The following is a 25,555-nucleotide window of genomic DNA, read 5'->3' on the forward strand; positions in this document are numbered from 1 at the left end:
GTACGGCTCCCCCGGCCGCGCTCACCGAGTAGATTTCGCGGCAGAGTCTCTGCAGAGCGGGAGGGTGTGATGGCCAAGCGCGCAACCGTCGCCGATCGACCACGAACTCCCCGCTGGCTCCGGCCCACGATCGTCGGTGTTCTGCTGGCCGTCGCCTTCTATCAGATGTCGGGCTGGCTCTTCCACAATCTGAAGGGCTTCCTCGGCCTGCTGTTCCTGGCGTGGTTGTTCAGCATCACGATCGAACCGATCGTCGACCGCCTCGAACGGTTCGGGATGCGTCGCGGTGCCGGCACCGGCCTCGTGCTGTTCTCCCTGATCGCACTCACCATCGGGTTCTTCGCGGTGTTCGGCACGCTCCTGTTCGACCAGATCGCCCAGTTGCTCACCACACTTCCGGATGCGCTCACACGCCTCACCGATTGGGCGAACCGCACCTTCGACACCAACTTCAAGACCGGGGACGAGCTGTTCAAGATCACGCCCGATACGGTTCGCGATCTAGCGCAACGGTTCACGCCCGGTGTCCTCGGCGTCCTCAGCACTCTGGTCGGTGCCCTGTTCCAGATCCTGACGATGCTGCTGTTCGTCTTCTACATGTCGGCCGAGGGGCCGAAGATGCGCCGGACGATCGCGAGCTGGTTCCCGGCCCGGCAGCAGCAGCTGATCGCGAACGTGTGGGAGACCTCGGTGGAGAAGGCCGGCGGCTATGTCGTCTCCCGGTTGATCCTCGCCGCCGCGGCGTCGATCTTCACCGGAATCTTCTTCCTCATCATCGGGGTTCCGTACTGGCTGCCCCTCGCGATCTGGACCGGGGTGGTCTCGCAGTTCATCCCCACCCTCGGCACCTATCTCGCGATCGGGCTCCCCGCGCTCATCGCCGCGGTGCAGCAACCGCTCGACGGCGTGTGGGTGATCGCCTTCGGCACGGTCTACCAGCAGATCGAGAACTATGTGCTGCACCCGCGCATCACGGCCCGCACGGTGTCGATCCACCCGGCGGTGGCGTTCGGTTCGGTGATCGTCGGCGCCACCCTGTTCGGCCCGGTGGGGGCTCTGGTGTCCGTGCCGGTGGTGGCGATCCTGCAGGCGCTGGCCGAGTCGTTCGGGCACCGCTACGAACTGATCCCTGAGGTGGGTGGAGAGGAACCGGAACCCGACGCCCCGGAGCTCACGGCAGACAACGACGACTACGACTGAGAGACGAGAGGGCCGGGCGTGAGATCTTCTCGCGCCCGGCCCCGTCGTCGTCCGATCAGACGATCAGCTTCGCCGCCGTCGCAGCGACGACGTCCTCGGTGGTCACGCCGGGTGCCGTCTCGACGAGCTTCAGTCCCTCGTCGGTGACGTCGATGACCGCGAGGTCGGTGATGATGCGCTGCACGCATCCACGACCGGTGAGCGGCAGGACGCACTCCTCGAGGATCTTCGGGTCGCCCTTCTTGGTGACGTGATCCATCATCACGATGACGCGCTTGGCGCCGTGGACGAGGTCCATCGCGCCGCCCATGCCCTTGACCATCGCACCGGGCACCATCCAGTTGGCGATGTCGCCCTTGGCGGAGACCTGCATCGCGCCGAGGACGGCGACGTCGATCTGGCCGCCGCGGATCATGCCGAACGACTGCGCCGAGTCGAAGTACGACGCGCCGGGGATCGCGGTGATCGTCTCCTTGCCGGCGTTGATGAGCTCGGGGTCGAGTTCGTCCTCGGTCGGGTACGGGCCGACGCCGAGCACACCGTTCTCCGAGTGCAGGATGACCTCGACGCCGGATTCGAGGTAGTTCGGCACGAGGGTGGGCATGCCGATTCCGAGGTTGACGTACTGGCCGTCCTCGAGTTCCTTGGCGACGCGTGCCGCCATCTCCTCGCGGGTCAGCCCCTTCTTCGTTGCCTGTGTCATGAGCGCACCGTCCGGTTCTCGATGCCGACCTCGACGGGGCCGACGTGTACGACACGCTGCACGTGGATGCCGGGCGTGTGGATTTCGTTGGGGTCGAGTTCGCCGGGTTCGACGAGGTGCTCGACCTGCGCGATCGTGATGCGACCCGAGGCGGCGGCCGGCGGGTTGAAGTTGCGGGCGCTTGCTCGGTAGACGAGGTTGCCGTGGCGGTCGCCCTTCCAGGCGTGCACGAGCGCGTAATCGGCGACGATGCCGCGTTCGAGCACGTAGGTTTCGCCGTCGAACTCCCGGGTCTCCTTCGGCTGCGACGCGAGGGCGATGCCGCCGTGACCGTCGTAGCGCAGCGGGAGTCCGCCTTCCTCGACGGCCGTGCCGACCCCTGCCGGGGTGAAGAAGGCGGGGATGCCCGCACCACCGGCGCGCAGGCGCTCGGCGAGCGTGCCCTGCGGAGTGAGTTCGACTTCGAGTTCACCGGCGAGGTACTGGCGCGCGAACTCCTTGTTGGAGCCGACGTACGACGAGATGGTGCGGCGGATGCGGCCCTTCTCGAGCAGCAGGCCGAGCCCGAAGCCGTCGGTACCGCAGTTGTTACTGACGGTCTCGAGGTCGGTGGCGCCCTGATCGAGCAACGCGTTGATGAGGATCTCGGGGATGCCGACCAGACCGAACCCTCCGACAGCGATCGTGACGCCGTCGGGGATGTCGGCTACGGCCTCGGCGGCGGAGGCAACGACTTTGTCCATGTGTGCCACGATACCCTCAGGTGTACGTCATGTGAACTCCCGTCCGCAATGCGAACAAATCCGCGCAGGATCGTTGCAAGCGCAGAACGGCCGCACTAGCCTGTTCGCATAGCGTCCATCCGTCCACATAGCGAACGTTTCGGATCGGAGGTCCGTGTCCCCCTCATCCCCCGACCCCGGATATCGGGGTCCGCTGTTCGATCCCGTCTTCGGCGCGGACGAACTCGGCGTCGCCCTGTCGGATCGCGCGTGGATCGGTGCCCTGCTCGACGTGGAGGTCGCGCTGACCCGCGCGGCCGCCGCACTCGGCCGTGTCAAGAACACCCACGCCGACGCCGTCGCGACAGCCGCGGCCTCGCTCGCCGAGGAACTCGATCCCGCCGACCTCGGTCGACGGTCCGCGGCGGGGGGCAACGCCGTCATCCCCCTGGTCTCCCTGCTACGCGAGCGCGCCGACGCCCCTGCGCGTGCCGTGCACGTCGGCGCGACCAGCCAGGACGTGCTCGACACCGCGCTGATGCTGCTCGCCCGCCGCGCAGGAGGGATCGCGCTGGCGAACCTGCGCTCCGCAGCCGACGGCGCAGCCCGCCTCGCCGCCACCCATCGCGAGACACCGATGGTCGCGCGCACGCTCGGCCAGCAGGCACTGCCGACCACCTTCGGCGCGCTCGCCGCCGGCTGGCTCCTGTCCCTCGACGACGCCGCCGGCGCACTCGACCGCGTGTTGTCCGCCCTACCCGCCCAGTACGGCGGAGCCGCCGGCACGCTCGCCGCCGTCCATCCCGACGGTTTCGCGTTCGCCGACGCGGTCGCCGACCTGCTCGGGCTCGCGCGTCCCGTCGCGCCGTGGCACACCGCCCGCACCCCCGTCACGACCCTCACGGGCACACTCGGTGTCGCCGCGGGCGCGGTCGCGAAACCCGCCACCGACGTCGTACTCATGGCGAGCACCGAGTTCGGTGAGGTGAGCGAGGATGCGCCCGGCGGTTCGTCGGCCATGCCGCACAAGCGCAATCCCGTCGCGGCGATCACCGCGCGCGCCGCTGCCCGGCGCGTTCCCGGTCTCGTCTCGACGATCCTGTCGTCGACCGACCACGAGTTCCAGCGGGCCGCCGGCGCCTGGCACGCCGAATGGGAGACCCTCGCCGATATCCTGCGCCTCACCGGCGGTGCCGCGCACCAACTCTCGACGAGCCTGAACGGTCTGCACGTCCACACCGACGCGCTCGACCGCAATCTCGCGCTCACCGGAGGGGCGATCCTCGCCGAGAAGGTCACGGCCGCACTCGCCGAACACACCGACGACGCCCGCTCGATCGTCACCGATGCGGCGGTCGCCGGTAGGTCGCTCGACGAGGATCCCGCCATCACCGCACATCTCGACCCGCAGGACGTGCGCGAACTTCTCGATCCCACGCGCTATCTCGGCCATGCCGCAGACATCGTCGATCGCGTTCTCGCCCGTCACGACAGCACGAACCGAACCACAGGAGATGCCCGATGACCGTCACGCTCAACTACGAACAGTACGGCGACCCCACGAAGCCGACCGTCCTGTTCCTCGGTTCGCTGGGTTCGGACCTGTCGATGTGGGGACCGCAGATCCACGCTCTGGCGACCGACTGGAACGTCGTCGCGGCCGACCATCGCGGGCACGGCGCATCGCCCGCGCCGTCCGGTCCCTACACGATCGAGGAACTCGCCGGTGACGTCGTCGCCCTGCTCGACTCGCTCGAAGTCGGCGCCGTCCACTACGTCGGCCTGTCGCTCGGCGGTGCCGTCGGGCAGTGGCTCGCGGCGCATCACCCCGAGCGCGTGCGCACGCTGACGCTGCTGTGCACCTCGCCGGCCTTCCAGCCCGCCCAGCCCTGGTACGACCGGGCGGCATCGGTCCGCAACGACGGCCTGGCCTCGATCGCCGATTCGATCGTCTCGCGGTGGTTCACTCCCGAACTGGCCGAACACGATCCGGAGCTCGTCGCCCGCCACGTCGAGATGGTGAAGGGCACCACCGACGAGGGCTACGCCGCGTGTTGCGAGGCACTGGCGACCTGGGACGGCCGTCCCGACCTCGCCCGGATCGTCGCGCCCACCCTGGTGATCGCCGGTGAGCAGGACCCCGCCACCCCGCCGTCGACGATGCAGCAACTGGCCGACGGAATCGCCGACTCCACCTTCCACGTCCTCTCCCCCGGCGCACACCTCGCCAACGTGGAGCAGGCAGGACGGGTCACGAAGCTGATCCGCGAGCACATCTCGTCGCGCGCCACGCCGTCCGCCGCACACCGCACCGCGGCGTTCGAGGAGGGTCTGCGGGTGCGCCGATCCGTCCTCGGTGACGCACACGTCGACCGGTCCATCGAGTCGGCCACCGAATTCACCCGGCCCTTCCAGGATTTCATCACCCGCACCGCGTGGGGAGACATCTGGGCGCGTCCGGGTCTGGATCACCGCACCCGCCGGCTGTTGACCCTCGCGATCCTCACCGCGGTCGGCAACGAGCACGAACTCGACATGCACATCCGTGCAGCCCTGCGCGCCGGGATCGATCCCGACGACCTCGTCGAGGTCTTTCTGCACACCGCGGTCTACGCGGGTGTCCCCAACAGCAACCGGGCATTCGCGCTCGGCAAGCAGGCACTCGCCGACACCGAGGGAGGTGCGGGCTCGTGAGCACTCCCGACGTCACCGCCCCCGAGGTCGTTCGCGAGAACCCCGGGGCGTCGCCCGATTACGTGCAGTCGCTGGCACGTGGCCTGTCGGTCATCAAGGCCTTCGGTGCGCACGCCCAGCGGCAGTCGCTCTCCGACGTCGCCCGCGCGACCGGACTCACCCGCGCTACTGCGCGCCGATTCCTGTTGACTCTCATCGAACTCGGTTACGTCCGCACCGACGGATCCCAGTTCTGGCTCACCCCACGGGTGCTCGAACTCGGCTACAGCTACCTGTCGGCGCTGACGCTGCCGGAGGTCGCGCGACCCCATCTCGAGGCGCTCGCCGAGAAAGTCAAGGAATCGACCTCGGTGTCGGTGCTCGACGGCACCGACGTCGTCTACGTCGCACGAGTTCCCGTCAGCCGCATCATGACCGTCACCATCACCCTCGGCACCCGTTTCCCCGCCTACGCGACCTCCATGGGACGGGTACTGCTCGCCGGTTTGAACGATGACGAACTCGACGCCTACCTCGCGCGCGCCGAATTCGCTCCCATCACCGGCAACACCGTCACCACCGCCGAGGAATTGCGCGCCGAGATCGCCACGGTACGACGCAACGGATACTGCATCGTCGACCAGGAACTCGAGGAGGGCCTGCGCTCGCTCGCCGCGCCCATCCGCGATGCGTCGGGAACCGTTGTGGCGTCGGTGAACCTGTCGACCCACGCGGCCCGCTACCGGATGGAGACCGTGCACGACGAGCTCGTCCCGGCGTTGCTCGCCACCGCCGGAGCAATCTCCACCGATCTCGCCCGCACCCAGACCCACCAGTGAACAACCCCGATCGAGGTACATCATGACCGACGTAGTGATCTGCGAACCCCTGCGCACCCCGGTAGGTAGGTTCGGCGGCGTCCTGAAGGACATCGCCCCCGAGGATCTCGCGGCCACCGTCATCCGCGAACTCGTCGCCCGCACCGGTATCACCGGTTCCGACATCGACGACGTCTTCCTCGGCCAGGCCTCCCCCAACGGTGAGGCCCCCGCCCTCGGCCGCGTCGCCGCCCTCAACGCCGGCCTCGGGGTGGACGTTCCGGGGCTGCAGGTCGACCGTCGCTGCGGCTCGGGTCTGCAGGCGATCGTGCAGGCCGTCATGCAGGTGCAGACCGGCGCGAGCGACCTGATCCTCGCCGGCGGCGCCGAATCGATGAGCCAGGCCGAGTTCTACGCCACCGGCATGCGCTGGGGCGTCAAGGGCGAAGCCGTCGCTCTGTCCGATCGCCTGGCCCGTGCCCGCGTCACCGCCGGCGGACGCGACTTCCCCGTGCCCGGCGGCATGATCGAGACCGCCGAGAACCTGCGCGCCGAGTTCTCCATCAGCCGTGAGGACCAGGACGCCCTGGCCGTGCAGTCGCACCAGCGGGCCGTCGCCGCGCAGAAGAACGGTGTGTTCGCGCAGGAGATCGTGTCCGTGAGCGTGCCGCAGCGCAAGGGCGATCCGCTCGTCGTCGACACCGACGAGCACCCCCGCGCCGACACCTCGATGGAGACCCTCGCCAAGCTGCGCCCGATCCGCGGCAAGATCGATCCCGAGTCCACCGTCACCGCCGGCAACGCCAGCGGCCAGAACGACGGTGCCGCCCTCGCGATCGTCACCACCACAGAGAAGGCCGCCGCGCTGGGTCTGCGTCCGCTGGCCCGCCTCGCAAGCTGGGCGGTGGCCGGTGTGCCGCCGCGCACCATGGGCATCGGCCCGGTGCCCGCCAGCGAGAAGGCGCTCGGCCGCCTCGGACTGACGCTCGCCGACATGGACGTCATCGAACTCAACGAGGCGTTCGCCGCACAGGCCCTGGCCGTCACCCGCTCGTGGGGCATCGAGGCCGACGACTCGCGCCTGAATCCCAACGGCTCCGGCATCTCCCTCGGACATCCGGTGGGCGCGACCGGCGGACGCATCCTCGCCACCCTGCTGCGCGAACTCGATCGTCGTGAGGGTCGCTACGGACTCGAGACGATGTGCATCGGCGGCGGCCAGGGGCTCGCCGCTGTATTCGAACGCATCGCCTGACGTGACCTACGGTGCTCGCGACGCGATCCCCGTCGCGAGCACCGTACAGTCCGTACGCTCGTGATCATGAGCGAAGTTCAGATAACTCCCCCGACCGAAGCCCCTGCTCCGCCCACGACACGAGCCCGGACCCTCGCGCGTTATCTGCTGGCCGCCTCACTCGTCTTCGCCGGACTGAGCCATCTCTTCTGGGCCCGCAAGGACTTCCAGGCCCAGGTGCCCGACTGGGTGCCGATGGACAAGGACGGCGTGGTCATGGCGTCCGGCGGTGTCGAGATCATGCTCGGCGCCGGACTCGCCGTGGCGAACCGCGACCGCGTCCGTGTCGGCCGCCTGGCCGCACTGTTCTTCGCCGCCGTCTTCCCGGGCAACATCGCCCAGTATCTCGGCAAGCGCAGCGCCTTCGGTCTCGACACCGACCGTAAGCGCCTGATCCGCTTGTTCTTCCAGCCCGTGCTCGTCCTGTGGGCCCTGTGGTCCACCGGAACCCCCCGACGCTGACGCGGCCGGCGCCGGAGGGCGGACCTGGTGCCCGTTACTCCGGCGCGACCCGCACGAGCATCTTCCCGAAGTTCTTTCCTTCGAGCATGCCGATGAACGCCTCCGGGGCGTTCTCGAGTCCGTCGACGATGTCCTCGCGATACTGGAGCTTTCCGTCGCGGACCCATGCCGAGGCTTCACGCAGGAAGTCGCCGTACATCTCCTTCACGAACTCGCTCTGGATGAAGCCGCGGATCGTGAGGCTCTTGGTGAGGATCGAGTTGAACAGTCCCGGAAGACGGTCCTTGCGGTTGAGGTCAGCACCGTTGTACTGCGCGACCAGACCGCATACCGGGATTCGCGCATAGGTGTTGAGCAGCGGCCACACCGCTTCCTGGACGGGGCCGCCGACGTTCTCGAAGTACACGTCGATACCGTCGGGCACCGCCTCCGCCAGCTTGTCGGCGAAGTTCGGGTCGCGGTGGTCGATCGCCGCGTCGAAACCGAACTCGTCGATCAGTGCGCGGCACTTCTCCGGGCCGCCGGCGATACCGACCGCGCGGGCGCCCTTCAGCTTCGCGATCTGCCCCACCGCCGATCCCACGGGCCCGGTGGCGGCAGCGACGACGACGGTCTCACCCTTCTTCGGCTGCCCGATCTTCAGGAGCCCGGAATAGGCTGTGAAGCCGGGCATTCCGAGGACTCCCACAGCGGTGGAGATCGGTGCGGCCTGCGGATCGAGCTTACGAACGGTGGAGCCGTCGAGGACGGCGTGCGACTGCCAGCCGGCTCCGGCCAGCACGTAGTCGCCCGGCTCGAGGCCGTCGTACCGCGATTCGACGACCTGGCCCACCGTTCCGGCGACCATCACGTCCCCGAGTTCGACGTGCGCGGCATACGACTTCGCTGTGCTCATCCGACCGCGCATGTACGGGTCGAGGGACAGGTAGACGACGCGCAGGAGGATCTGGCCGTCGCCGACCTCGGGCAGATCCACCGTCTCGAGACGGAAGTTGTCGGCGGTGGGCGCCCCCTCCGGGCGCGATGCGAGAACGATGCGGGTGCTCTGACTCGTCGTGGCTTCACTCATGCCGACAGTGTGCCGCATGCGCTGGTGTCCTAAACGCCGCGCGGGGGCACCCCGGCAGGCACGATGCCGCGCCTGAGGTGGTCCCGATCAGGCGCTGCGCTGCACCTCGCCGCGAGGCACCTGGTAGTTCGAGAACAGCTGCGAGTGGATGACCTCGGTGAAGGACGGTCCGTCCTGCTCGACCCGGACAGGACGGCGAGTGGACGAAGCGGTGCGCGAAGCACCCATCTGTGACGTGGAGCGGATCGCCATGTCGATCTCCTCTCGGAAGGCGGGGAGAGGTGGCCACCGGCACCGTGCAGAAGGTGCAAATCGGGTGAGCGACCCCTTGGGAGATACATATACCCCGTCGATGCCCGATATGCACCTGTCGATTTCGGCGCGCCGCACACCGCCCCGCCTGCAGCCCCGGGAGGTTACCCGTCGACCTCGTTGCCCTCGGAGGTCGGAAGCACCCGGATCGGCACACTCGTGGCCGAGTTCGATGCCCCCACCCAGCCGCTCAACGTCGCGGCCGGAACGCAGGCCCGCACGGCGATCGTGCGAGTACCTCCGGGCGGCAGGTGGAACCAGGAATCCTGCAGGTCACCGCCGGTGATGTCGAGATGCACGTACTGTGCCGCACCCTCGGTCCGCACCTCCACACTCCACCCGTCCGGGACGGGTCGAGCGGTCGCCGCGAGACCGATCCCGCGCTCGACGGGACGTGCCGGACCACCCACGAGATACACCGACTCCGCCAACACTGCACCGGTGTGGTCGACCAGTCGGGCGGTCGCCGTGTCGAAAGTGCGCGGCCCGAATCGATACGCAAAATTGACATCGGTGAAACCGCCCGTCACCGCGGCCCACGAGAACACCCGGGTCTCGTGCGGTTCGAGACGCAGCGGCACCGACACGTCCACCGGTACCGCACCGGAGGGCGTATGGGCCTGCAACTGCAGCGTGACGTCGAGGATCTCGGCGGTGTCGTTGATCGCGTCCACGCGCAGGCCGTCGAGCCCGTCGTCGGTGAGGAGCACGGTGACGGGGGCGAACACCCGTGCCAGGACCCACCACGGCGCCTTCGGGTTCCCGTCGGCGTCGAGCACGCCCCACCCGGCACCCGGCTGCAGGTCGCGGGCGGACAGGATCAGGGCACCGCGACATCCTGATCCGGATCGTCGCCAGTACTGCAGTACCTCGGTGAACGCTTCGCAGATCGCTGCCCGTCCGAGCGCGAGATATCGCGTGGGGTCCACCCACCGCACCTCGGCTGGGTCGACCCCGAAGATCGTGCGCACATAGTGGTCTCGCACGTCCTCGAAGTCCCACGACGCCCCGTTGTCGCGCGGCACAGCCGCCTTCCATCGTGGATGGTGACCCGCGACATTCACACTGCCGAACTCGGCCTCGATCGCCATGTCGGAAGGCGGAATCGAGAACGCGAGGCATTCGGCGGCGAAGCGCACGCCGGCGGCACGCACGTCGTCGAGGGGACGGCGGTAACCCCCGACACCGAAGTAGTGCGCCACACCCGAACCCACTGCGATCGGCAGTACGTCGCTGCGCGGGGGCGCGGATGGTGACGACGACACCCACACCGTGCCCGGTAGCTCACGGTCGACGATTGCGGGCAACCAGTCGTCGATCGCCGGGATGGATGCCTCCATCAGTCCGAGCATGGCAGGTTGCTGCTCGGTCTCGCTGCCCCCACACATCACCACAGGTGCCGGGTTCCCGCCCCATCGGCGCGCCAGCGCACGGATCTCGTCCTCGAGCAGCGAGCGGAAGTGCGGGTCGTCGGGCGGGTCGGTGGTGGCGAGCATGACGTCCTGCCACACCATGATGCCCAGTTCCGCACACGCCGAGTAGAATTCGTCGTCCTCGTAGACCATCGTGCCGGGGATGCGGATCGTGTTCACGCCCGCCGACACGCAGCGTTCGAGGATGCGCCGGGTTGCGCTCGGGTCGTTCAGCGAGATCGGATCGGTCGGTGTCCACACCAGGCCGCGGCAGAAGACGTCGACGTCATTGATTCGTAAGCCGAACCCGTCGCCCGTTGAGCGCTCGACCGACCGGAATCCGATGTTCCCCAGCGTAATTCGTTGCCCATCCAGAATCAGATGTGCGGCGTACAGGTGGGGGGCGCCGTAGGTGTGCGGCCACCACCGTTCCACCTCGGGGAGCGTCACCTGCATGTGCACGCGTGCTGTCCCGTCCGGCCCGTATTCGGGTCGGACGTGCGCCGTCGCCCCTCCGATCTCCACAGTCACCTCGGGGACGGCGGTGCCGGCCAGCACGAGATCGGCGTCGACGATCCCGTCGGATCCCCGCAGAGCTGTCCGTATCCCACGTTCCAGCACAACGGGCTCACCGGAATCGACGAGACGCACGGGACGCCACGGACCGACCGGCGCCGGAGCCCCCGCGTACACCGGGGCTCGCCCGAGCATGGTGGTGCGGAACCACCGCAATCCTTGGGCCGACACGAGCGACGAACGCCACCGTCCGCGTGGCCGACGCTTGCGGAGAGCAGCGTCGAGCGAGGCGCACCGGACCGCGATCCGCATCGTCGACGGCAGGTAGCCGAGGACGACGGTCAGCGGCACGAACATCGATTCCGACGTCGCGACGAGTGTGCCGTCGACCCACACGTCCGCGAGTGTCGCGAGCCCGTCGAAGGTCAGACGCCACGGTCCGTCGCCGGACACCTCGACGTCGGTGACGAACCACCAGTCGTCGCTGTCGGGAGACGACACCCTGGCCGCCGCGACTCCCTCGGATTCCCGGATCGCGCCTGCCGCCGTCCCGGGTATACGGACCGGCAGCCAAGGACCGTCCGCCGGAAACTCACCGGGGTGCTCGACTGTCCCGGGAGCGACACGGAGACAACGCCATCGCGCATCGTGCAGGAGATCCATGTGCGTCGAATCCCGTCACCGCACCCCGGCGGCGCGGACGACGGTCGCCATGGCGTCCTCCCAGGCAGCGGCCATCGCTATCAGCTGGTCGCCGGGGTCGACATTGCGGCCGCGTGCCGCACGCGCCATCCGGAACTGCACGCTCTTCGCGCCCTCGGCGACCGCGCGGAATCCGTCGGCTGCGGCAGCCGCACCGGGATATCCGCGACCGTCCATGTAGACGCTGACGTCCGCGGCAAGTTCGGCGGTGGCACCGCACTGACGGAGCACCCCGAACGTCCACGGATGGAAGACGTCCATCCCTCCGGTGCGAATCGGGTCGATGTCGGCGAGCACCCGCTCGCCGAGCTCGCGCACCGGATTCGAGCCGGCGCGCATGCGCAGGTGCCGGAGCACCACGGTGTCGAAGGCGTCGCACTGCGGTTGTGCCGCGTCGAGGCGCACCTGTTCGAGATAGGGAGGCCAGGTGGGCACCGGCTCGTCGAGGCCGAAGACTCCGCGGAAGTCCTCACCGGTGAGAACGTGATAGCCGCTGTTGTGGAAGTACTCGAGCGTCCCGCTGTCGCGATCGATGAGATTGGGCACGATCGTCGTCTTCGAACGACTCTCCCGGTAACCGGTTCCCTCGGTGTCGGGCAACCAGAAGGCGTCCACCTCGATCGTCGACAGCAGTCCGGCGGCGGCATTGCCCTCGAGGTGATCCACGGGGCGGCGCCAGACGTTCATCTCCGCGACGTCGATCCCGTACAGCGCCAACAGGTCCTCGGGGCGGAACTTGAGGAAGGTCCATTGGGCTCCGTCGAACCGGGCCGAGAACGCGCACGCGGCAGCGGGGACCGGATCGTGGCCGAGCGAATGCAGCGCCTCTACCCACAGGTCGACGTAGCAGTTGGTCTCGGTCCAGATCCGGTCGGCAGCGTGCACGAAGTGCGGCGAGTACCCGTCGACGCGGACGTCGATGAGCCGATCGCTCACGGGAACAGCCTGTCGCGTACCGGTGCGGGCCAGCGGTCGACGTCGAGTCCGTGGGTCCGCAACAGCGCCAGGGCGATCCGCTCCATTCCGAATCCGACGCACGCGCTGTGCGCGACTTCGCCGTCGGCAGTGCGAATCTCGAAGGTCTCGCCGAAGTGCTCACGGTGGCAATTGCACGAGACCACGGCGGTGCCGTCGTCGAGGTCGCCGTAGAGCCGGACCGTCAGCTCGGTCTTGAGGTTCTCGATGCGCTGGTTGACGGCCAGCATGCGCCCGGCCCGCCCGAAGAACGGGTCGTTGGCAGGTACAGCGGTCGCGTCGAGGCCCAGCGAGTCGAGCACCTCGAGTCCTCGCTCCACCCAGGAATCACGATGCTGCGCAGCGTCGTTCTCGGTACCGATACGCACGAACTCGTGCATCCGGAAGGCCTGCATGCGAGCGGGGTCGACGGCCGGCTCGTGCCGGAAGCAGTAACCGAGAACGTCGAGCAGTTCACCGCCCTCACGCAGCGTACCGGTGTACCGCGAGTAGGCGGGATGGCATGCGGCGGAGACGAGCACGGTGTCGGCGGGTTCGAGCCACGGATCCCACGCCTCGCCCTTCGACCGCGCGGCGAGCAGTTCGGCGTGCTCGGCGTTGCTGCCCGCAAAGGTGTTCACCGCTCCGGTCAGGTGCGGGAAGGAGGCGATGTAGTCGGTGCGCTCGAAACTCGTCCGCGGGAAGACCGGCGGGAAGCGCAGGCGCGTCGCGGCCCGACCCGGACCTGCCGCGACCACCACGCGGTCGATGCCGTCGACGATGTCCTCGAAGACACCCGACCGACCGTAGAGGCCGGGAACACCGGTCTCCACGAGCAGTTCGGCCTCGAGCAACTGCTGCTGGAAGTCGAGGCGGGCACGCTCGAGCTCGGACAGCTCGTCGGTTGCGGTGCTGGCAATGGCTGTACTTGTCACAGCGTCCCCCGGTAGGCGATCGACAATTGGGCCGAGTTGTTCATGATGCGGTCGTTGTTGACCATCACGGCGGCACCGTGCGCGTCGCGCAGGTGGCGGCCGAGTGAGTACTGCGAATCCTCGCGGTATCCGGCGATCCCGCAGATGAGCATCGCGCGGTTCACCAGATCCACGACGAGCGTGGACGCAGTGACCTTGAGGTTGTTCATGGCGAGCGAGAAACCCATGCCCGACATCGATTCCTCCTGCGCCGACGCGGCGGCGTCGAACCGGGCGGCGGACGCGGCGACGAGATCGGAGAACTGCTGGTGCACGGCGGCCGCTTCGGCGAGTCGCAGCGCACCGGGCGGGGTGACCCCCGGGCTGCGGCGGGCCGCCGAACGCACGAACGAGCGGGCCTTCTCCAGCGCCGCGTCGGCGATTCCGAGCCACACCGCCGACCACACACTGTGTGAGACGGGAAGCATGGTGCGCGAGGAGATCTCGGCGTAGGCCGTGCCGACCACGAGATCGGCGGACGTCGTGGCGGTGAGGACGAATCCGGGGCTGCACGTACCGCGCAGCCCGAGGGTGTCCCAGCTGCCGGTGGGTTCGAGGGTCACGTCGTCGCGTCGGCACACGACGAGCACCTGGTCGCTGGGCGGGCTGTCGGCGGTGCGACGCGCGGTCACCAGGATCGCGTCGGCGTACTCGCCGTACGAGATGACCGGCGCGTTCTTCGTCAGCGTGACGGTGTCGCCGTCGCGGGCCACGGCGCAGACGCTGCTGCGCACGTCGCCACCGGTGCCGAGTTCGGTGGTCGCCGAAGCGATCAGGTAATCGTTCGCCACCGCTTCGGCGACGAAGGTGGCCACACCGGGAGTGGAGTGATGCACCAGCGACAGGATCTGCGTCTGGTGCATCGCGAAGATCATCGCGGTGGAGGCGCAGTACCGGCCGAGGATTCGGGCGACGGCGCACAGCTCACCGAGGGACGCTCCCTCCCCACCCTGATCGACGGGGACGGCGCAGTTCAGCAGCTTGTGGATGCGCAGCGCGTCGACTGCCTCGTGCGGGAACCGTCCCTCACGATCCACCGCGGCGGCCGCGGGGCCGGCGCTCTCGCGTCCGACGAGTTCGGCACGGGCGAGCAGCGACAGCCCGGCCTTCTCCGCGACGGTGAGGGGCGCGGACGTCGACGTCACGCGACGCCCAGTTCCGTCAACGCCGACCTGATGGCGCCGACGCTCGCGAAGGTGCTCTTGCGCAGCAGTTCGTCGGGGAATTCCACGTCGAAGGCGTCTTCGAGGGCGAGCATCACGTTCACGCTGGCGTGCGATGTCAGGCCGAGCTCGTAGAGGTCTGCGGCGGGGTCGAGCGCCGTGCTGTCGACCGACAGCTTCGCGTGCTCACCGAGGACCTTGCGGATCACCTGCTCCGTCATGGGTGTTCTCCAGTTTCTGCTTCGTCGACGCGGGTCGCCACGACCGTCGCGATGGCGTATTCGGGCTCGTGGGAGATCGAGACCTGTATGTCGGTCACCTGTTCATCTCGCGCCAGGGCGGCCGCGTTACCGGCCAGTACGACAGCGCATCCGCCCCAGTCCGCGCGGCGGATTTCGATGGCCTGCCAGGGAACCGCGTGCTCGCGCGGACGCAGGACCTTCATGACGGCTTCTTTCGCGGCGAAGCGCGCCGCGAGGCGTTGGGCGCGCCCCGGTCCGGTGCATACGTCCAGCTCGTGCGGGGTGAACACACGCTGCAGGTAGCGGTCGCCGAACCGGTCGATGCTCGACGCGATGTCTCGGACGGTGACGACATCGCAGCCGACACGTGTCGTCGCGACGCGGGGGCCGCTGCCATCGTTCATGGTCACTCCTCGGGATGCGCTGCACACGGTAGCCGCAGGTCGGCCGATGTACACCAGCCGAACGTCTCTGGCTTGCAGGACATCCCGGAAATCACCCCGACTTTCACCCGCCGGGCGCGTCGGTTCACGTGGTGAACCGGGGCTCGCCACCGCAACACGCGGCGTCGATCCCGGTTCGGCGCGTCAACGACGAAAGGCCCCGACCGGGTGGTCGGAGCCTTTCGGGGATCTGAAGTTATGCGGACGTCCGCACGGGTTCCTTGTCGCTCTCCGGCTCGTCCTTCGCTGCCGGCTCCTCCTTCTCCGCAGCGGGCACCGGGACGGCGTCCTGCGCATAGTAGAAGTGGGGGCGGCGGTGTCCGAGGAAGGAACCGCACCACGACATGACGGCGATGTAGCGGTTGCGGAAGCCAACCAGGTAGACGAGGTGGACGGCGAGCCACAGCACCCACGCGATGAAGCCGGTGAGCTCGATCTTCCCGACCCGCGTGATGGCGCGGAACCGGTTGATGATCGCCATGCTTCCCTTGTCCTTGTACTGGAACGGGGTGCCCATCGCGACCTTGCCGGTGATCATCTTCGCGACGTGGCGGCCACCCTGCATGGCGAACGGCGACTGCGCCGGCAGGTTGTCGAGGGTGACCATGTCGCCGATGGCGAAGATGTTGTCGCTGCGGCCGACGGTGAAGTCGGGGTCGACGAGCAGGCGTCCGCCGCGGACCGTCTCGCAGCCGGTGCGCTCGGCGAGTACGTCGGCGAAGTCGTTGGCCTGGATGCCTGCCGACCAGATGATGGTCTCCGCGGTGAGGCGGCGGGTCTCCTCGGTCGTGGGCGTGGTGAGCGTGGCACCGTGCTCGTCGATGTCGGTGACCATCGTGCCGAGGACGACGTCGACACCGCTCTTCTCGAGCGACTCCTTGGAGTACTCGCTGAGCTTGCCACCGAACGGGGGCAGAACCTTGTCTGCGCCCTCGACGAGCGTGACGGTGACGTCGTCGGCGCGGATGTTGCCGATGTTCTCGGCGAAGTAGCGCTGCGCGAGCTCCTTGATCTGTCCCGCGAGCTCGACGCCCGTCGGGCCGGCGCCTACGACGATGAAGCTGAGCAGGTTCTTCCGACGCTCGGCATCGGTGGTGACGTGTGCTTCCTCGAAGCAGCGCACGATCTGGCGACGCAGCTTCTCGGCGTCCTCGACGGTCTTCAGCGCGTACGTCAGGTCGGCGAACTCGTCGCGTCCGAAGTACGCCTGGCGGGCGCCGGTCGCGGCGACGAGGTACTTGTAGCCGAGACGCAGGCGCTGACCGCCGGCCTCGTAGACAACCGTGTTCTCCTCGGGGAGCACATCGACGACGCGGCCCAGGCGGACGTCGGCGTTGGGGTATTCGGCCAGGATCGCGCGCACGGACGGGGCGATCTCGCCGGGTGAAAGGACGCCGGTGGCGACCTGGTAGAGCAAAGGCTGGAAAAGATGCTCGGTGGTCTCCGAGATCAGAACGAAGGTCGTGCCGGCCTTGGCGAGCTTCTTGGCGGTGGCCAATGCTCCGAAGCCGGAACCCACGATGACGACGTCCGTCCGATCGACCAGGGTCGCTGTGTCCGCATCGTCCATGCTGTCGTAAACCTCCACGTACTTGTCATCTCCGTTGATGTATGACTACCAAGGTAGGTACGAAGTACCCTTGCTATCCACTAACCTGGGATATTCGAAAAACTGTTATCTGTTTCGCTCATAAATGCGGATGGCACGTTCCCGGGAGGAGCCATGGATTTCCGTCAGTTGCGCTACTTCTTCGCCGTCGGCGAGGAGGGCAGCTTCTCCCGTGCTGCCCAGCGCTGCTTCATCTCGCAGTCGGCGATCAGCCATCAGATCGCGAAGCTCGAGCACGAACTGGGCACCACCCTGTTCGACCGCACCACCCGTTCGGTCAAGCTCACCTCGGCCGGCCGACGCCTGATGCCGATCGCCGCCGAGGTGCTCAGCCTCGAGGCGAAGGCCCTGGAAGTGGGCCACGAACCGCGGGAGAGCATCCGCATCACGGCGAACATGAGCTTCGCGGCGCAGAGCCTCGACGCCATCTCCAGCGTCCGCGAACGTCACCCCAAGATCGACGTGGAGTTCGTCATCAAGGACTTCACCGACCGCGTCAACGCCGTCGCGTCCGGGGATGCCGATCTCGCGCTCATCCGCGGCGACGTCGACCGCCCGGGGCTCGAGGCGATCCGTCTCGGCATCGAAGAGCTCGTCATCGTCACGTCCAGCGAGCACCCGCTGTCGGCGTTCTCCACCGTCGATCTCGGCGACCTCGCCCACTACCCGCTGCTGCTGCCGCCGCGCGGCAGCCAGGTGCTGTTGCACCGCGTGGTCGAGGACGCCTTCGTCGAGGTCGGTCGTCGCGTGCGCCTCGGACCTCCGATCGCGAGCGACCACACCGCGACTCTCGAGGTGCTCACCAACCCGAGGGCGTGGACCGTGCTCTACGCCGGCACCGCGGCCGACACACCCCGCAAGGGGCTGAAGTTCATGCGCGAGATCCACCACCGGCTGCAGGTTCCGGTGTGCGGGGTGGTGCGGAGCAACGCGACGCCCAATCCCGAACTCGAGTTCCTCATGCGGGCGCTCGCCCATTCGATCGTGCCGCCGACGGACAGCACGCCGTGATCCGATCGCACACGTCGGAGCGCGAAACGGTCATCGGTGCGTGCAATTCCGCGCTCCGCTGACCAGTTCGCGCGTCGCTGTGGTCCCGGGGCGCCTCAGTTGCGCGGCGACAGCTTGTCGAGGAGTTCGAGGCCCTGACGTGCCCACGCGATCTCGGCCTCGCCCCGGCCGATGAGACCGTCGTACGCGAACGCCTTGAACGCGATGATCCGCTCGTGGTCCTCGGCCGGATACTTCTGCACGCGTCGCGCGATGGTCGCGTTGCTGAGGTCGAGGATCGCATCGCGCACCGTGGTCCACTGGGCGATCTGTTCGGTGTAGTGATCGATGTGCCGTTCCAGGCACTCGCGAGCGCTGTCCGGGTCGGTCCATTCGAAGTAGGCCGCGCGCATGTGGGCGGCGTCGCGCACCGGGGCGTAGTCCAGCGGGGTGGACATCCATTCGCGGAAGGCCCGGACGCCCTCCCCGGTGATCGAGTACCGGGTCTTGGTGCTGTTGGGACCCCAGCGCACCTGTTCGCCCTCGACGAGGCCCTCGCGCTCCATCCGGCGTAGTTCGGGGTAGATCTGCGAGTCGGGCGCATGCCAGACGTGCCCGACCGACCCGCCGAACCGTTTCGCCGCGTCGTAGCCGGTCAGAGGCTCGGCGGTGAGCAACGCGAGCAGCGCGTATCGCAGGCTCATGGACCACCACCTTTCCTCGGGCGAGTATTCCACCCTTGCGAATAACTATATCGATAGATAGTGTGTGCTCCAGCTCACCGACTATCTATGTAGATAGTTATTTCACCCTCAGTGTTCGGAGGATCCGACATGACCGATCTCGGCCCCACCGGGGCGACCGCGAAGAACATGGCCTACCCGCTCGACGCCTGGTACGTCGTCGCCTGGGATCACGAGGTGGGTCGCCGCGAGATCCTCGCCCGCACCATCGCCGGCAAGCCGATGGCCCTCTACCGCACCGAGGAGGGCCGTCCCGTCGCCCTCGCCGACGCCTGCTGGCACCGCCTCGCGCCGCTGTCGATGGGCAAGCTCATCGGTAGCGAGGGCATCCAGTGCCCCTACCACGGCCTTCAGTACAACTCCGCAGGTCGCTGCACACACATGCCCGCCCAGCAGACGATCAACCCGTCCGCGATGGTGGCGTCCTATCCCGTCGTCGAGCGGCACCGCTTCGTGTGGGTCTGGCCGGGCGACCCGACGCAGGCCGATCCCGATCTCATCCCGGACATGTTCCAGATGGACTCCCCCGACTGGGCGGGCGACGGACGCACGATCGACGTGCAGGCCAACTACCAGCTCGTCCTCGACAACCTCATGGACCTCACCCACGAGGAGTTCGTGCACTCGTCGTCCATCGGCCAGGACGAACTGAGCGAGTCCGACTTCGTCGTCACCCACGACGACCGCACCGTCACGGTCACCCGCTGGATGCACGACATCGACGCACCGCCGTTCTGGCTCAAGAACATGCGCGACAAGTTCCCCGGCTTCGAGGGCAAGGTCGACCGCTGGCAGATCATCGAGTTCCAGGCACCGTCCACGATCCGCATCGACGTCGGTGTGGCCAAGGCCGGCACCGGTGCTCCCGAGGGCGACCGCAGCCAGGGCGTCAACGGCTTCGTCATGAACACCATCTCCCCCGTCGACGAGAGCACCGCCCTCTACTTCTGGGCGTTCATGCGCAACTACCGCCTCGACAGCCAGCTCATCACCACGCAGCTGCGCGACGGCGTGCACGGCGTGTTCGGTGAGGACGAGGCGATGCTCACCGCGCAGCAGAAGGCCATCGAGGCGAACCCGGATCACGAGTTCTACAACCTCAACATCGACGCCGGCGGCATGTGGGTGCGACGCCTGATCCAGCGCATGGTCGAAGCGGAGCGGAACCTCACCTCGGCCACCGCCGTTCCCGAGGGAGCCCACTGACATGAGCAACAACCAGATCCGTTGGCAGCGAGCCCGAGTCGTGAGTGTCGAGCGGGCCGCCGATTCGATCGCCGAGATCACCCTCGCCGCCGACACCGCCCACCGCGTCGAACCAGGCGCCCACATCGACGTGCGTCTCCCCTCTGGCGACACGCGTTCGTACTCCCTCGCGGCGGGTGGTCCGGACGGTCGCCTCACACTCGGCGTCCACCGCTCCCCCACCTCGCGCGGCGGCTCCGAGTACATGCACTCGCTGTGTCCCGGCGACGAACTCGAGATCACCGAGCCGCTCCAGAACTTCCCGCTGCGGGTCGGCGCACCGCGCTACGTCCTGCTCGCCGGCGGCATCGGCATCACCGCCGTCCGCGCGATGGGAGCCGTGCTCCGCCGCCTCGATGCCGACTACCGCTTCGTGTACGTCGGTCGCAGCCGTTCCGCGATGGCCTTCCTGCCCGAACTCGAAGCCCTCCACAGCGACCGTCTCGACGTCCACATCGACGACGAGGGAACAGGATTGGACGTCGCCGCGCTCGTCGACGGCGTCGATCACACCACCGAGCTGTACATGTGCGGTCCGATCCGCCTGATGGACGCCGTGCGGCGCCGGTGGCACGACCGCGACCTGCCGATGCCGAACCTCCGCTACGAGACCTTCGGCAACAGTGGATGGTTCGACGCCGAGGAGTTCACGGTCACCGTGCCCGAACTCGACGTCACCACCACCGTCGGTTCCGACGAATCGATGCTCGACGCCCTCCGGCGTGCCGGCGTCGACATGATGTTCGACTGCCGCAAGGGCGAATGCGGCCTGTGCGAGGTCTCCGTCGCCTCGCTCGACGGTCGCGTCGACCACCGCGATGTCTTCTTCAGCGAGGAGCAGAAGCGCTCCTCGCGTCGGATGTGCGCCTGCGTGTCACGCGTGGTGCGCGATTCGGCATCGCCCCGATCGACGACGGGTGTCGTCACGCTCGACCTTCCCTGACAACCGCGCATTTTCACACCACGAGGAAACACGATGGATCTTCGCGCACGCATCGACGCCTCGCCGATGCATCCCTACCAATGGATGGTCGTCGCCCTGTGCGTCGTGCTGAACATCCTCGACGGATTCGACGTCATGGCCCTGGCGTTCACCGCCAAGAGCATCGGCAGCGACTTCGGCCTCGGCGGATCGGAACTCGGCGTGCTGCTCAGCGCGGGTCTGATCGGCATGGCCGTCGGCGCTCTCGCTCTCGCCCCGATGGCCGACCGGATCGGCCGACGGCCCCTGATCCTGATGTCGGTCGCACTCGCCACCGCCGGCATGGGCCTGTCCGCGAGCGCCGGATCGGCGTGGGAACTCGGCATCTGGCGGGTCATCACCGGACTCGGTATCGGCGGCGTCCTCGCCTGCACCACCGTCATCGCGAGCGAATACTCGTCGGCCCGCTGGCGTGGTCTGGCCATCAGCATCTACACCGCCGGATACGGTGTAGGTGCCACGATCGGCGGCATGGCCGCCGTCGGTCTGCAGAGCGGATACGGTTGGCGTGCAGTCTTCGTCACCGGCGCCGTCCTCACCGGCCTGGCACTCGCCCTCCTCGTCGTCCTGCTGCCCGAATCCCTGGACTTCCTCACCAGCCGGGGACGCGCAGGCGATCTCGACCGGATCAACACCATCGCGCGACGCATCGGCCAGAGCCCCGTCCCGGCGCTCGCCCGTTCCGCCGACAAGGCGGCACCGCGGGCAGGACGGATCTCGGACCTGTTCTCCGGAAGCAACACCCGCTCGACGGTGCTGCTCTGGGCGGCCTTCTTCGCCACCATGTTCGGTTTCTACTTCGTCAACTCGTGGACGCCGTCGCTGCTGGAGACCGCCGGTCTCACGAAGGACCAGAGCGCCACGGCGGGCATGATGCTCACCCTCGGCGGCACCGTCGGTTCGGTGCTCTTCGGAGTGTTCGCCAGCCGCTGGGCCACCCGGTCGGTCCTGCTCACCTTCACCATCGCCGCCGCCGCGACCATGACCGTCTTCATCATGTCGATCTCGACGCTGACGCTGGCGTTCGCACTCGGCATCCTGATCGGCGGACTCATCAACGGGTGCATCGCCGGCCTGTACACCCTCGCGCCGTCCCTCTACGGACCGCAGGTGCGGGCCACCGGCGTCGGTTCCGCCATCGGTATCGGCCGAGCGGGTGCCATCCTCGCACCGACCGCGGCCCGTGTGCTCCTCGATGCGGGATGGACGCCCGAACAGCTCTACTTCGGAGTGGCCGGCGTGGTCGTGCTCGCCGCAGTGGCACTGTTCGCGCTGCGCCCGGCACACTCGGCGGACGCCTCGTCCGAGGCGGTGCCTGCCGCCGTCTCCACCGACTCGGCACGCTGAGCCGGTTCCACCACGATGTCGACGCGCTCGTTGCCGGTGTCCAGGGGGTTCGCGATCTCGTCCGCGAACATCCGCCCGGCGACGAGCGCGATCAGCATCAGCACCAGCGGTGCCACACCAGCCACGGTGAACAGCACCCACCGCGGCACCACCGTGGACAGCGGACCTGTTACCGCGATCGACACCGGCATGAGGGCGAGCGAGACGAAGAAGTCCAGGCTCGCCACCCGGCCGATCATGCCGAGCGGTACGCGCCTCTGCAGCAGGGTCCCCCACAGGACCATGCCCGCCGCGTCGGCGAATCCGATGACGAACGTCGCGATGATCATGACCGTGAACGACGTCGTGAAGGCGAAGACGGCCAACGGCAGAGTTCCCACACCCCAGCACATCAGCATGATGGTCAGGTAGCGACGCGGCAGAGGTCGCGACGACACCGCCAACGAACCCAGGGCTCCACCCACACCGAAGGCCGCGAGGATCGTGCCGAACCGTTGCTCCCCGTTGTCGAACAATTCGCGGGTGATGAACGGCAGCAACACCTCGACCGGCCCCATGACGACGAAGGTCATGACGCACGCGGCGATCAGGGTCCACAACAGCCACGGTGTGGTGATCGTGAAGGAGATGCCTTCCTTCAGATCGGCGAGCACACTCGTCTTCTCCTGCGACTCGGTCTCTTCCATCCGTTCCCGGGGGACGCGCACGCACAACAACAACACGAGCGCACACGCGTGGAAGGCGGCGACGATGAACGCGCCCGTCGCCGGGATGAACGCTCCGACCACCATTCCGGCCACGGCCGGTCCGGCGCCCTGCTGGAGGGTCGGTCGCAGCGCGCCCTCCATCCCGTTCGCGGCGAGAAGTTCCTCCGCGGGCAACACATTCGGCAACAGCGCGGTGTAGGTGGGGAAGAAGAACGCCGTGCCCGCGCCCAGCACCGCCGACGCAACCGCCATGTGCCACAGCGCTATCGCGTCGGAGAGCGCCAGCGCCGTCACGAGAGAAACCGTCACGAGGTTCACCGCCTGCACCGCGACCAGCACGGCCCGTTTCGGCAACCGGTCGGCCGCGATCCCGCCCACGAGCGCGAACGCGAGCAGGCCGGCGCTCAGGCACGCCGCGACCATCGACAGGGCGGTCGGGGTGTCGCGGATGGCGATCACCTGGAAGACCATCACGACCGTCCACATCCCGGCCGCGAACAATTCCGCCGCGACGGCACCGATCAGCAGGCGGTAGTCGCGGTGCCGCAGGGGTGCCAGTGCGCGCACCCGAGCGTTCATGGCTTCGGTCCTTTCCGGGTGCATTCCTTCGGGGCGAGCCCCAACGCCAGGTGCGGCCAGTGGGCGATGTCCCGTCGCATCTGCCGGTCGTGGGTGGCCACGGCGACCGCGGCGTCGGTTGCCCCCAGGGCGTCGGTCAACTCGTCCACCAGCGTGATCGACAGGTGGTTGGTGGGCTCGTCGAGCAGCAGCACGTGCGGTCGCGCGGCGAGCACCATCGCCAGGTCGAGGCGTCGTTGCTGTCCCATCGACAGGTCTCGGACCCGCTTGCCGAGGTCGCGTTCGGTGAACAGTCCGAGTTCGTCGAGATCGACGGCGCCCTGGTCGGGGACGAGGCCGGCGACGATCAGTTCGCCGACGTGCGCGTCGTAGACCTGCTGTACCCGCGCCGCCGACGGTGCCGGCGATTCCTGAGCGAGCCGTCCGATCCGCACGACGGGATCGCTCTCACGGGTCCCCGCCGTCGGTTCGACCTCACCGGCCAGCACCGCGAGCAGCGTCGACTTGCCGGCGCCGTTGGGTCCGGTGATGACGAGCCGCGAACCGGCGAGGACGGCCAGACTGACCGGACGGTCGAGCCGGCCACGCACCATGACGTCCTCGACGCGCACCAACGGTGTGTCCGGGTCGATCCCGTCGGCCTCCGCGCCGAGCGCCGGCATCGAGAACTGCAGCGGCGGTACCGGTACCGCCACCGCATGGTCGTCCAGTGCTTCCTGACGACGGTGCACCGACTGCACGAGCGCCGGCGCACGGGTGGCACGCTGGTGCTTGCCGGTGCCCTTCTCCGGCCGCCAGCCGGTGACGAGCCGATCCTGCGCGGATTCGAGGTCCGACTCCAGCCGGGCCCGCTCGGCCTGCTCGCGGGCGTATTCGCTCACCCAACGGGCGTATTCGGCCTCGCGTCCAGTCCGGAAGCCGGCATATCCCCCGCCGTACAGGCGCGGACGACCGTCGCGGCTCGGGTTCAGGTCGAGGATCGACGTGGCGACGTCGGTCAGCAGGGCGCGGTCGTGGCTGACGAGGACCACGCCGCTGCGGGTCTGCTGCAGGCGTTCGGTGAGGTAGTCGAGTCCCGACGCGTCGAGATGGTTGGTCGGCTCGTCGAGCAGCAGGAAATCGTGTTCGGCGCCGAGCAGTGCGGCCAGGCGCACGCGGTAGCGCTGCCCGACCGACATCTCCGCCAGCGGTCGCGAACGGTCGGTGACGGCGCCGAGCGCTTCGAGGGCGGTATCGACCCGGCGGTCGGCGTCCCACGCGTCGAGTTGCTCGGCGATCTCGAGAGCGTCGGCGTACGCGTCGGCGGCTCCCGGACGCTCGTCGGCGAGCGCTGCGGTGCTCTCGTCGAGCGCACGCAGAGCGGCGCGGACGTGCGCCAGCTCGATGTCGACGAGATCGCCGACGGTGCGCCCCTGCGCGACGGTCATCTCCTGCTCGGCGATGCCGAACGAACCGAACCGGCGCACGGTCCCCGAGTCCGGTTCGAGGCGGCCGGCGAGCACGTGCAGCAGTGTGGATTTGCCGCGTCCGTTCTCGCCGACGACGCCGAGCCGGGACCCCGGCGTGACCGCGAGGTCGACGCCGCGCAGGACGGGATGGCCGTCCCGAGCGAGGTGGACGTCGACGGCGCCGAGTTGGGCGCGGGAGCGCCGGGGCAGGGTGATGCTGATGGTCATGTGGTTTCCTCCGGGCGG

23 protein-coding genes and 1 pseudogene are annotated in these 25,555 nt (G+C 68.2%); 10 read left to right on the forward strand and 14 right to left on the reverse strand.

Going from position 1 to position 25,555, the window contains the following annotated elements; genetic code table 11:
• Positions 1 to 69 precede the first annotated feature (69 nt).
• Positions 70 to 1,200 carry an AI-2E family transporter gene (locus tag RBB84_RS18095; RefSeq protein WP_024102332.1) on the forward strand — a complete coding sequence of 377 codons (1,131 nt, stop codon included), beginning with the start codon at positions 70 to 72 and terminating at the stop codon, positions 1,198 to 1,200.
• Positions 1,201 to 1,255: 55 nt separating this feature from the next.
• Here RBB84_RS18095 and RBB84_RS18100 read toward each other — a convergent pair whose 3' ends face one another.
• Both RBB84_RS18100 and RBB84_RS18105 read right to left on the reverse strand, forming a co-directional pair.
• Positions 1,256 to 1,903, reverse strand: coding sequence for a CoA transferase subunit B (locus tag RBB84_RS18100; RefSeq protein WP_019288227.1), 648 nt, complete (start codon positions 1,901 to 1,903; stop codon positions 1,256 to 1,258).
• Positions 1,900 to 2,646 (reverse strand): CoA transferase subunit A, encoded by a 747-nt coding sequence (locus RBB84_RS18105; RefSeq protein ID WP_006553189.1) that lies wholly within the window; start codon positions 2,644 to 2,646, stop codon positions 1,900 to 1,902. The genes RBB84_RS18100 and RBB84_RS18105 overlap by 4 nt, the downstream gene beginning before the upstream one ends.
• A 154-nt stretch (positions 2,647 to 2,800) precedes the next feature.
• Here RBB84_RS18105 and pcaB point away from each other — a divergent pair, with 154 nt between their 5' ends.
• The 5 genes from pcaB to RBB84_RS18130 all read left to right on the forward strand — a co-directional run bounded on the left by pcaB (position 2,801) and on the right by RBB84_RS18130 (position 7,872).
• Positions 2,801 to 4,150: a 3-carboxy-cis,cis-muconate cycloisomerase gene (gene pcaB, locus RBB84_RS18110; protein WP_064256455.1), complete on the forward strand. Its 1,350-nt coding sequence runs from the start codon at positions 2,801 to 2,803 to the stop codon at positions 4,148 to 4,150.
• Positions 4,147 to 5,319, forward strand: a complete 1,173-nt coding sequence (gene pcaD / locus RBB84_RS18115; protein ID WP_064256454.1) for a 3-oxoadipate enol-lactonase — start codon at positions 4,147 to 4,149, stop codon at positions 5,317 to 5,319. Before pcaB ends, pcaD begins: the two co-directional genes overlap by 4 nt.
• The gene (locus tag RBB84_RS18120; protein WP_006553186.1) at positions 5,316 to 6,137 is read left to right on the forward strand and encodes an IclR family transcriptional regulator; all 822 of its coding nucleotides are present in this window, start codon (positions 5,316 to 5,318) and stop codon (positions 6,135 to 6,137) included. Before pcaD ends, RBB84_RS18120 begins: the two co-directional genes overlap by 4 nt.
• 22 nt (positions 6,138 to 6,159) lie before the next feature.
• Positions 6,160 to 7,371 carry an acetyl-CoA C-acetyltransferase gene (locus RBB84_RS18125; RefSeq protein WP_024102334.1) on the forward strand — a complete coding sequence of 404 codons (1,212 nt, stop codon included), beginning with the start codon at positions 6,160 to 6,162 and terminating at the stop codon, positions 7,369 to 7,371.
• 66 nt (positions 7,372 to 7,437) lie between these two features.
• Positions 7,438 to 7,872 carry a hypothetical protein gene (locus RBB84_RS18130; protein ID WP_174556246.1) on the forward strand — a complete coding sequence of 145 codons (435 nt, stop codon included), beginning with the start codon at positions 7,438 to 7,440 and terminating at the stop codon, positions 7,870 to 7,872.
• Between the two features lie 34 nt (positions 7,873 to 7,906).
• Here RBB84_RS18130 and RBB84_RS18135 read toward each other — a convergent pair whose 3' ends face one another.
• The 9 genes from RBB84_RS18135 to RBB84_RS18175 all read right to left on the reverse strand — a co-directional run bounded on the left by RBB84_RS18135 (position 7,907) and on the right by RBB84_RS18175 (position 17,229).
• Positions 7,907 to 8,941, reverse strand: a complete 1,035-nt coding sequence (locus RBB84_RS18135) for an NADP-dependent oxidoreductase (RefSeq protein ID WP_024102335.1) — start codon at positions 8,939 to 8,941, stop codon at positions 7,907 to 7,909.
• An 87-nt stretch (positions 8,942 to 9,028) separates the two neighbouring features.
• Positions 9,029 to 9,193, reverse strand: a complete 165-nt coding sequence (locus tag RBB84_RS18140; protein ID WP_019288222.1) for a hypothetical protein — start codon at positions 9,191 to 9,193, stop codon at positions 9,029 to 9,031.
• 164 nt (positions 9,194 to 9,357) lie between these two features.
• Positions 9,358 to 11,682: a glycoside hydrolase family 2 protein gene (locus RBB84_RS18145; RefSeq protein WP_231912024.1), complete on the reverse strand. Its 2,325-nt coding sequence runs from the start codon at positions 11,680 to 11,682 to the stop codon at positions 9,358 to 9,360.
• Between the two features lie 177 nt (positions 11,683 to 11,859).
• Positions 11,860 to 12,819, reverse strand: a complete 960-nt coding sequence (locus tag RBB84_RS18150; RefSeq protein ID WP_024102337.1) for a DUF1839 family protein — start codon at positions 12,817 to 12,819, stop codon at positions 11,860 to 11,862.
• A complete protein-coding gene (locus tag RBB84_RS18155) occupies positions 12,816 to 13,772 on the reverse strand; it encodes an amino acid--[acyl-carrier-protein] ligase (RefSeq protein WP_064256452.1) in 957 nt (318 codons plus the stop codon). Before RBB84_RS18155 ends, RBB84_RS18150 begins: the two co-directional genes overlap by 4 nt.
• Positions 13,769 to 14,956: an acyl-CoA dehydrogenase family protein gene (locus RBB84_RS18160; RefSeq protein ID WP_064256451.1), complete on the reverse strand. Its 1,188-nt coding sequence runs from the start codon at positions 14,954 to 14,956 to the stop codon at positions 13,769 to 13,771. The genes RBB84_RS18155 and RBB84_RS18160 overlap by 4 nt, the downstream gene beginning before the upstream one ends.
• Positions 14,953 to 15,195 (reverse strand): acyl carrier protein, encoded by a 243-nt coding sequence (locus tag RBB84_RS18165; RefSeq protein WP_024102340.1) that lies wholly within the window; start codon positions 15,193 to 15,195, stop codon positions 14,953 to 14,955. Before RBB84_RS18165 ends, RBB84_RS18160 begins: the two co-directional genes overlap by 4 nt.
• The gene (gene acpS / locus RBB84_RS18170; protein WP_024102341.1) at positions 15,192 to 15,620 is read right to left on the reverse strand and encodes a holo-ACP synthase; all 429 of its coding nucleotides are present in this window, start codon (positions 15,618 to 15,620) and stop codon (positions 15,192 to 15,194) included. The genes RBB84_RS18165 and acpS overlap by 4 nt, the downstream gene beginning before the upstream one ends.
• A gap of 235 nt (positions 15,621 to 15,855) precedes the next feature.
• Entirely contained in the window at positions 15,856 to 17,229 is a 1,374-nt protein-coding gene (locus RBB84_RS18175; protein WP_064256450.1) for an NAD(P)/FAD-dependent oxidoreductase, read from the reverse strand.
• A gap of 153 nt (positions 17,230 to 17,382) precedes the next feature.
• Here RBB84_RS18175 and RBB84_RS18180 point away from each other — a divergent pair, with 153 nt between their 5' ends.
• A complete protein-coding gene (locus tag RBB84_RS18180; RefSeq protein WP_006553175.1) occupies positions 17,383 to 18,279 on the forward strand; it encodes a LysR family transcriptional regulator in 897 nt (298 codons plus the stop codon).
• A gap of 95 nt (positions 18,280 to 18,374) precedes the next feature.
• On the opposite strand, the gene RBB84_RS18185 is transcribed toward RBB84_RS18180, so the two are convergent.
• The gene (locus RBB84_RS18185; protein WP_024102343.1) at positions 18,375 to 18,962 is read right to left on the reverse strand and encodes a PadR family transcriptional regulator; all 588 of its coding nucleotides are present in this window, start codon (positions 18,960 to 18,962) and stop codon (positions 18,375 to 18,377) included.
• Positions 18,963 to 19,091: 129 nt separating this feature from the next.
• On the opposite strand from RBB84_RS18185, the gene RBB84_RS18190 reads away from it, so the two are divergent.
• The 3 genes from RBB84_RS18190 to RBB84_RS18200 are packed head-to-tail and all read left to right on the forward strand — an operon-like array spanning position 19,092 to position 22,575.
• Positions 19,092 to 20,207 carry an aromatic ring-hydroxylating dioxygenase subunit alpha gene (locus RBB84_RS18190; protein WP_064256510.1) on the forward strand — a complete coding sequence of 372 codons (1,116 nt, stop codon included), beginning with the start codon at positions 19,092 to 19,094 and terminating at the stop codon, positions 20,205 to 20,207.
• 1 nt (position 20,208) lies between these two features.
• Positions 20,209 to 21,189, forward strand: coding sequence for a PDR/VanB family oxidoreductase (locus tag RBB84_RS18195; RefSeq protein ID WP_064256449.1), 981 nt, complete (start codon positions 20,209 to 20,211; stop codon positions 21,187 to 21,189).
• 33 nt (positions 21,190 to 21,222) lie between these two features.
• Positions 21,223 to 22,575, forward strand: coding sequence for an MFS transporter (locus tag RBB84_RS18200; protein WP_064256448.1), 1,353 nt, complete (start codon positions 21,223 to 21,225; stop codon positions 22,573 to 22,575).
• A 41-nt stretch (positions 22,576 to 22,616) separates the two neighbouring features.
• Here RBB84_RS18200 and RBB84_RS18205 read toward each other — a convergent pair.
• Positions 22,617 to 23,861: pseudogene (locus RBB84_RS18205) on the reverse strand (MFS transporter); the annotation flags it as partial.
• A complete protein-coding gene (locus tag RBB84_RS18210) occupies positions 23,858 to 25,537 on the reverse strand; it encodes an ABC-F family ATP-binding cassette domain-containing protein (RefSeq protein WP_064256447.1) in 1,680 nt (559 codons plus the stop codon). The gene RBB84_RS18210 and the pseudogene RBB84_RS18205, both read right to left, overlap by 4 nt.
• Between the last annotated feature and the right edge of the window lie 18 nt (positions 25,538 to 25,555).

The sequence above is a fragment of the Rhodococcus sp. D-6 genome, from assembly GCF_040256695.1.
Lineage (GTDB): Bacteria > Actinomycetota > Actinomycetes > Mycobacteriales > Mycobacteriaceae > Rhodococcus > Rhodococcus pyridinivorans.

What these genes read in the sequence shown, in the direction of transcription:
- RBB84_RS18165 (WP_024102340.1), bottom strand. Translation starts at nt 15,195, where the DNA reads ATGACGGAGCAGGTGATCCGCAAGGTCCTCGGTGAGCACGCGAAGCTG.
- RBB84_RS18105 (WP_006553189.1), bottom strand. Translation starts at nt 2,646, where the DNA reads ATGGACAAAGTCGTTGCCTCCGCCGCCGAGGCCGTAGCCGACATCCCC.
- RBB84_RS18190 (WP_064256510.1), top strand. Translation starts at nt 19,092, where the DNA reads ATGACCGATCTCGGCCCCACCGGGGCGACCGCGAAGAACATGGCCTAC.
- RBB84_RS18100 (WP_019288227.1), bottom strand. Translation starts at nt 1,903, where the DNA reads ATGACACAGGCAACGAAGAAGGGGCTGACCCGCGAGGAGATGGCGGCA.
- RBB84_RS18195 (WP_064256449.1), top strand. Translation starts at nt 20,209, where the DNA reads ATGAGCAACAACCAGATCCGTTGGCAGCGAGCCCGAGTCGTGAGTGTC.
- pcaD (WP_064256454.1), top strand. Translation starts at nt 4,147, where the DNA reads ATGACCGTCACGCTCAACTACGAACAGTACGGCGACCCCACGAAGCCG.
- RBB84_RS18200 (WP_064256448.1), top strand. Translation starts at nt 21,223, where the DNA reads ATGGATCTTCGCGCACGCATCGACGCCTCGCCGATGCATCCCTACCAA.
- RBB84_RS18185 (WP_024102343.1), bottom strand. Translation starts at nt 18,962, where the DNA reads ATGAGCCTGCGATACGCGCTGCTCGCGTTGCTCACCGCCGAGCCTCTG.
- RBB84_RS18180 (WP_006553175.1), top strand. Translation starts at nt 17,383, where the DNA reads ATGGATTTCCGTCAGTTGCGCTACTTCTTCGCCGTCGGCGAGGAGGGC.
- RBB84_RS18210 (WP_064256447.1), bottom strand. Translation starts at nt 25,537, where the DNA reads ATGACCATCAGCATCACCCTGCCCCGGCGCTCCCGCGCCCAACTCGGC.
- acpS (WP_024102341.1), bottom strand. Translation starts at nt 15,620, where the DNA reads ATGAACGATGGCAGCGGCCCCCGCGTCGCGACGACACGTGTCGGCTGC.
- RBB84_RS18130 (WP_174556246.1), top strand. Translation starts at nt 7,438, where the DNA reads ATGAGCGAAGTTCAGATAACTCCCCCGACCGAAGCCCCTGCTCCGCCC.
- RBB84_RS18135 (WP_024102335.1), bottom strand. Translation starts at nt 8,941, where the DNA reads ATGAGTGAAGCCACGACGAGTCAGAGCACCCGCATCGTTCTCGCATCG.
- RBB84_RS18125 (WP_024102334.1), top strand. Translation starts at nt 6,160, where the DNA reads ATGACCGACGTAGTGATCTGCGAACCCCTGCGCACCCCGGTAGGTAGG.
- RBB84_RS18140 (WP_019288222.1), bottom strand. Translation starts at nt 9,193, where the DNA reads ATGGCGATCCGCTCCACGTCACAGATGGGTGCTTCGCGCACCGCTTCG.
- RBB84_RS18175 (WP_064256450.1), bottom strand. Translation starts at nt 17,229, where the DNA reads ATGGACGATGCGGACACAGCGACCCTGGTCGATCGGACGGACGTCGTC.
- RBB84_RS18095 (WP_024102332.1), top strand. Translation starts at nt 70, where the DNA reads ATGGCCAAGCGCGCAACCGTCGCCGATCGACCACGAACTCCCCGCTGG.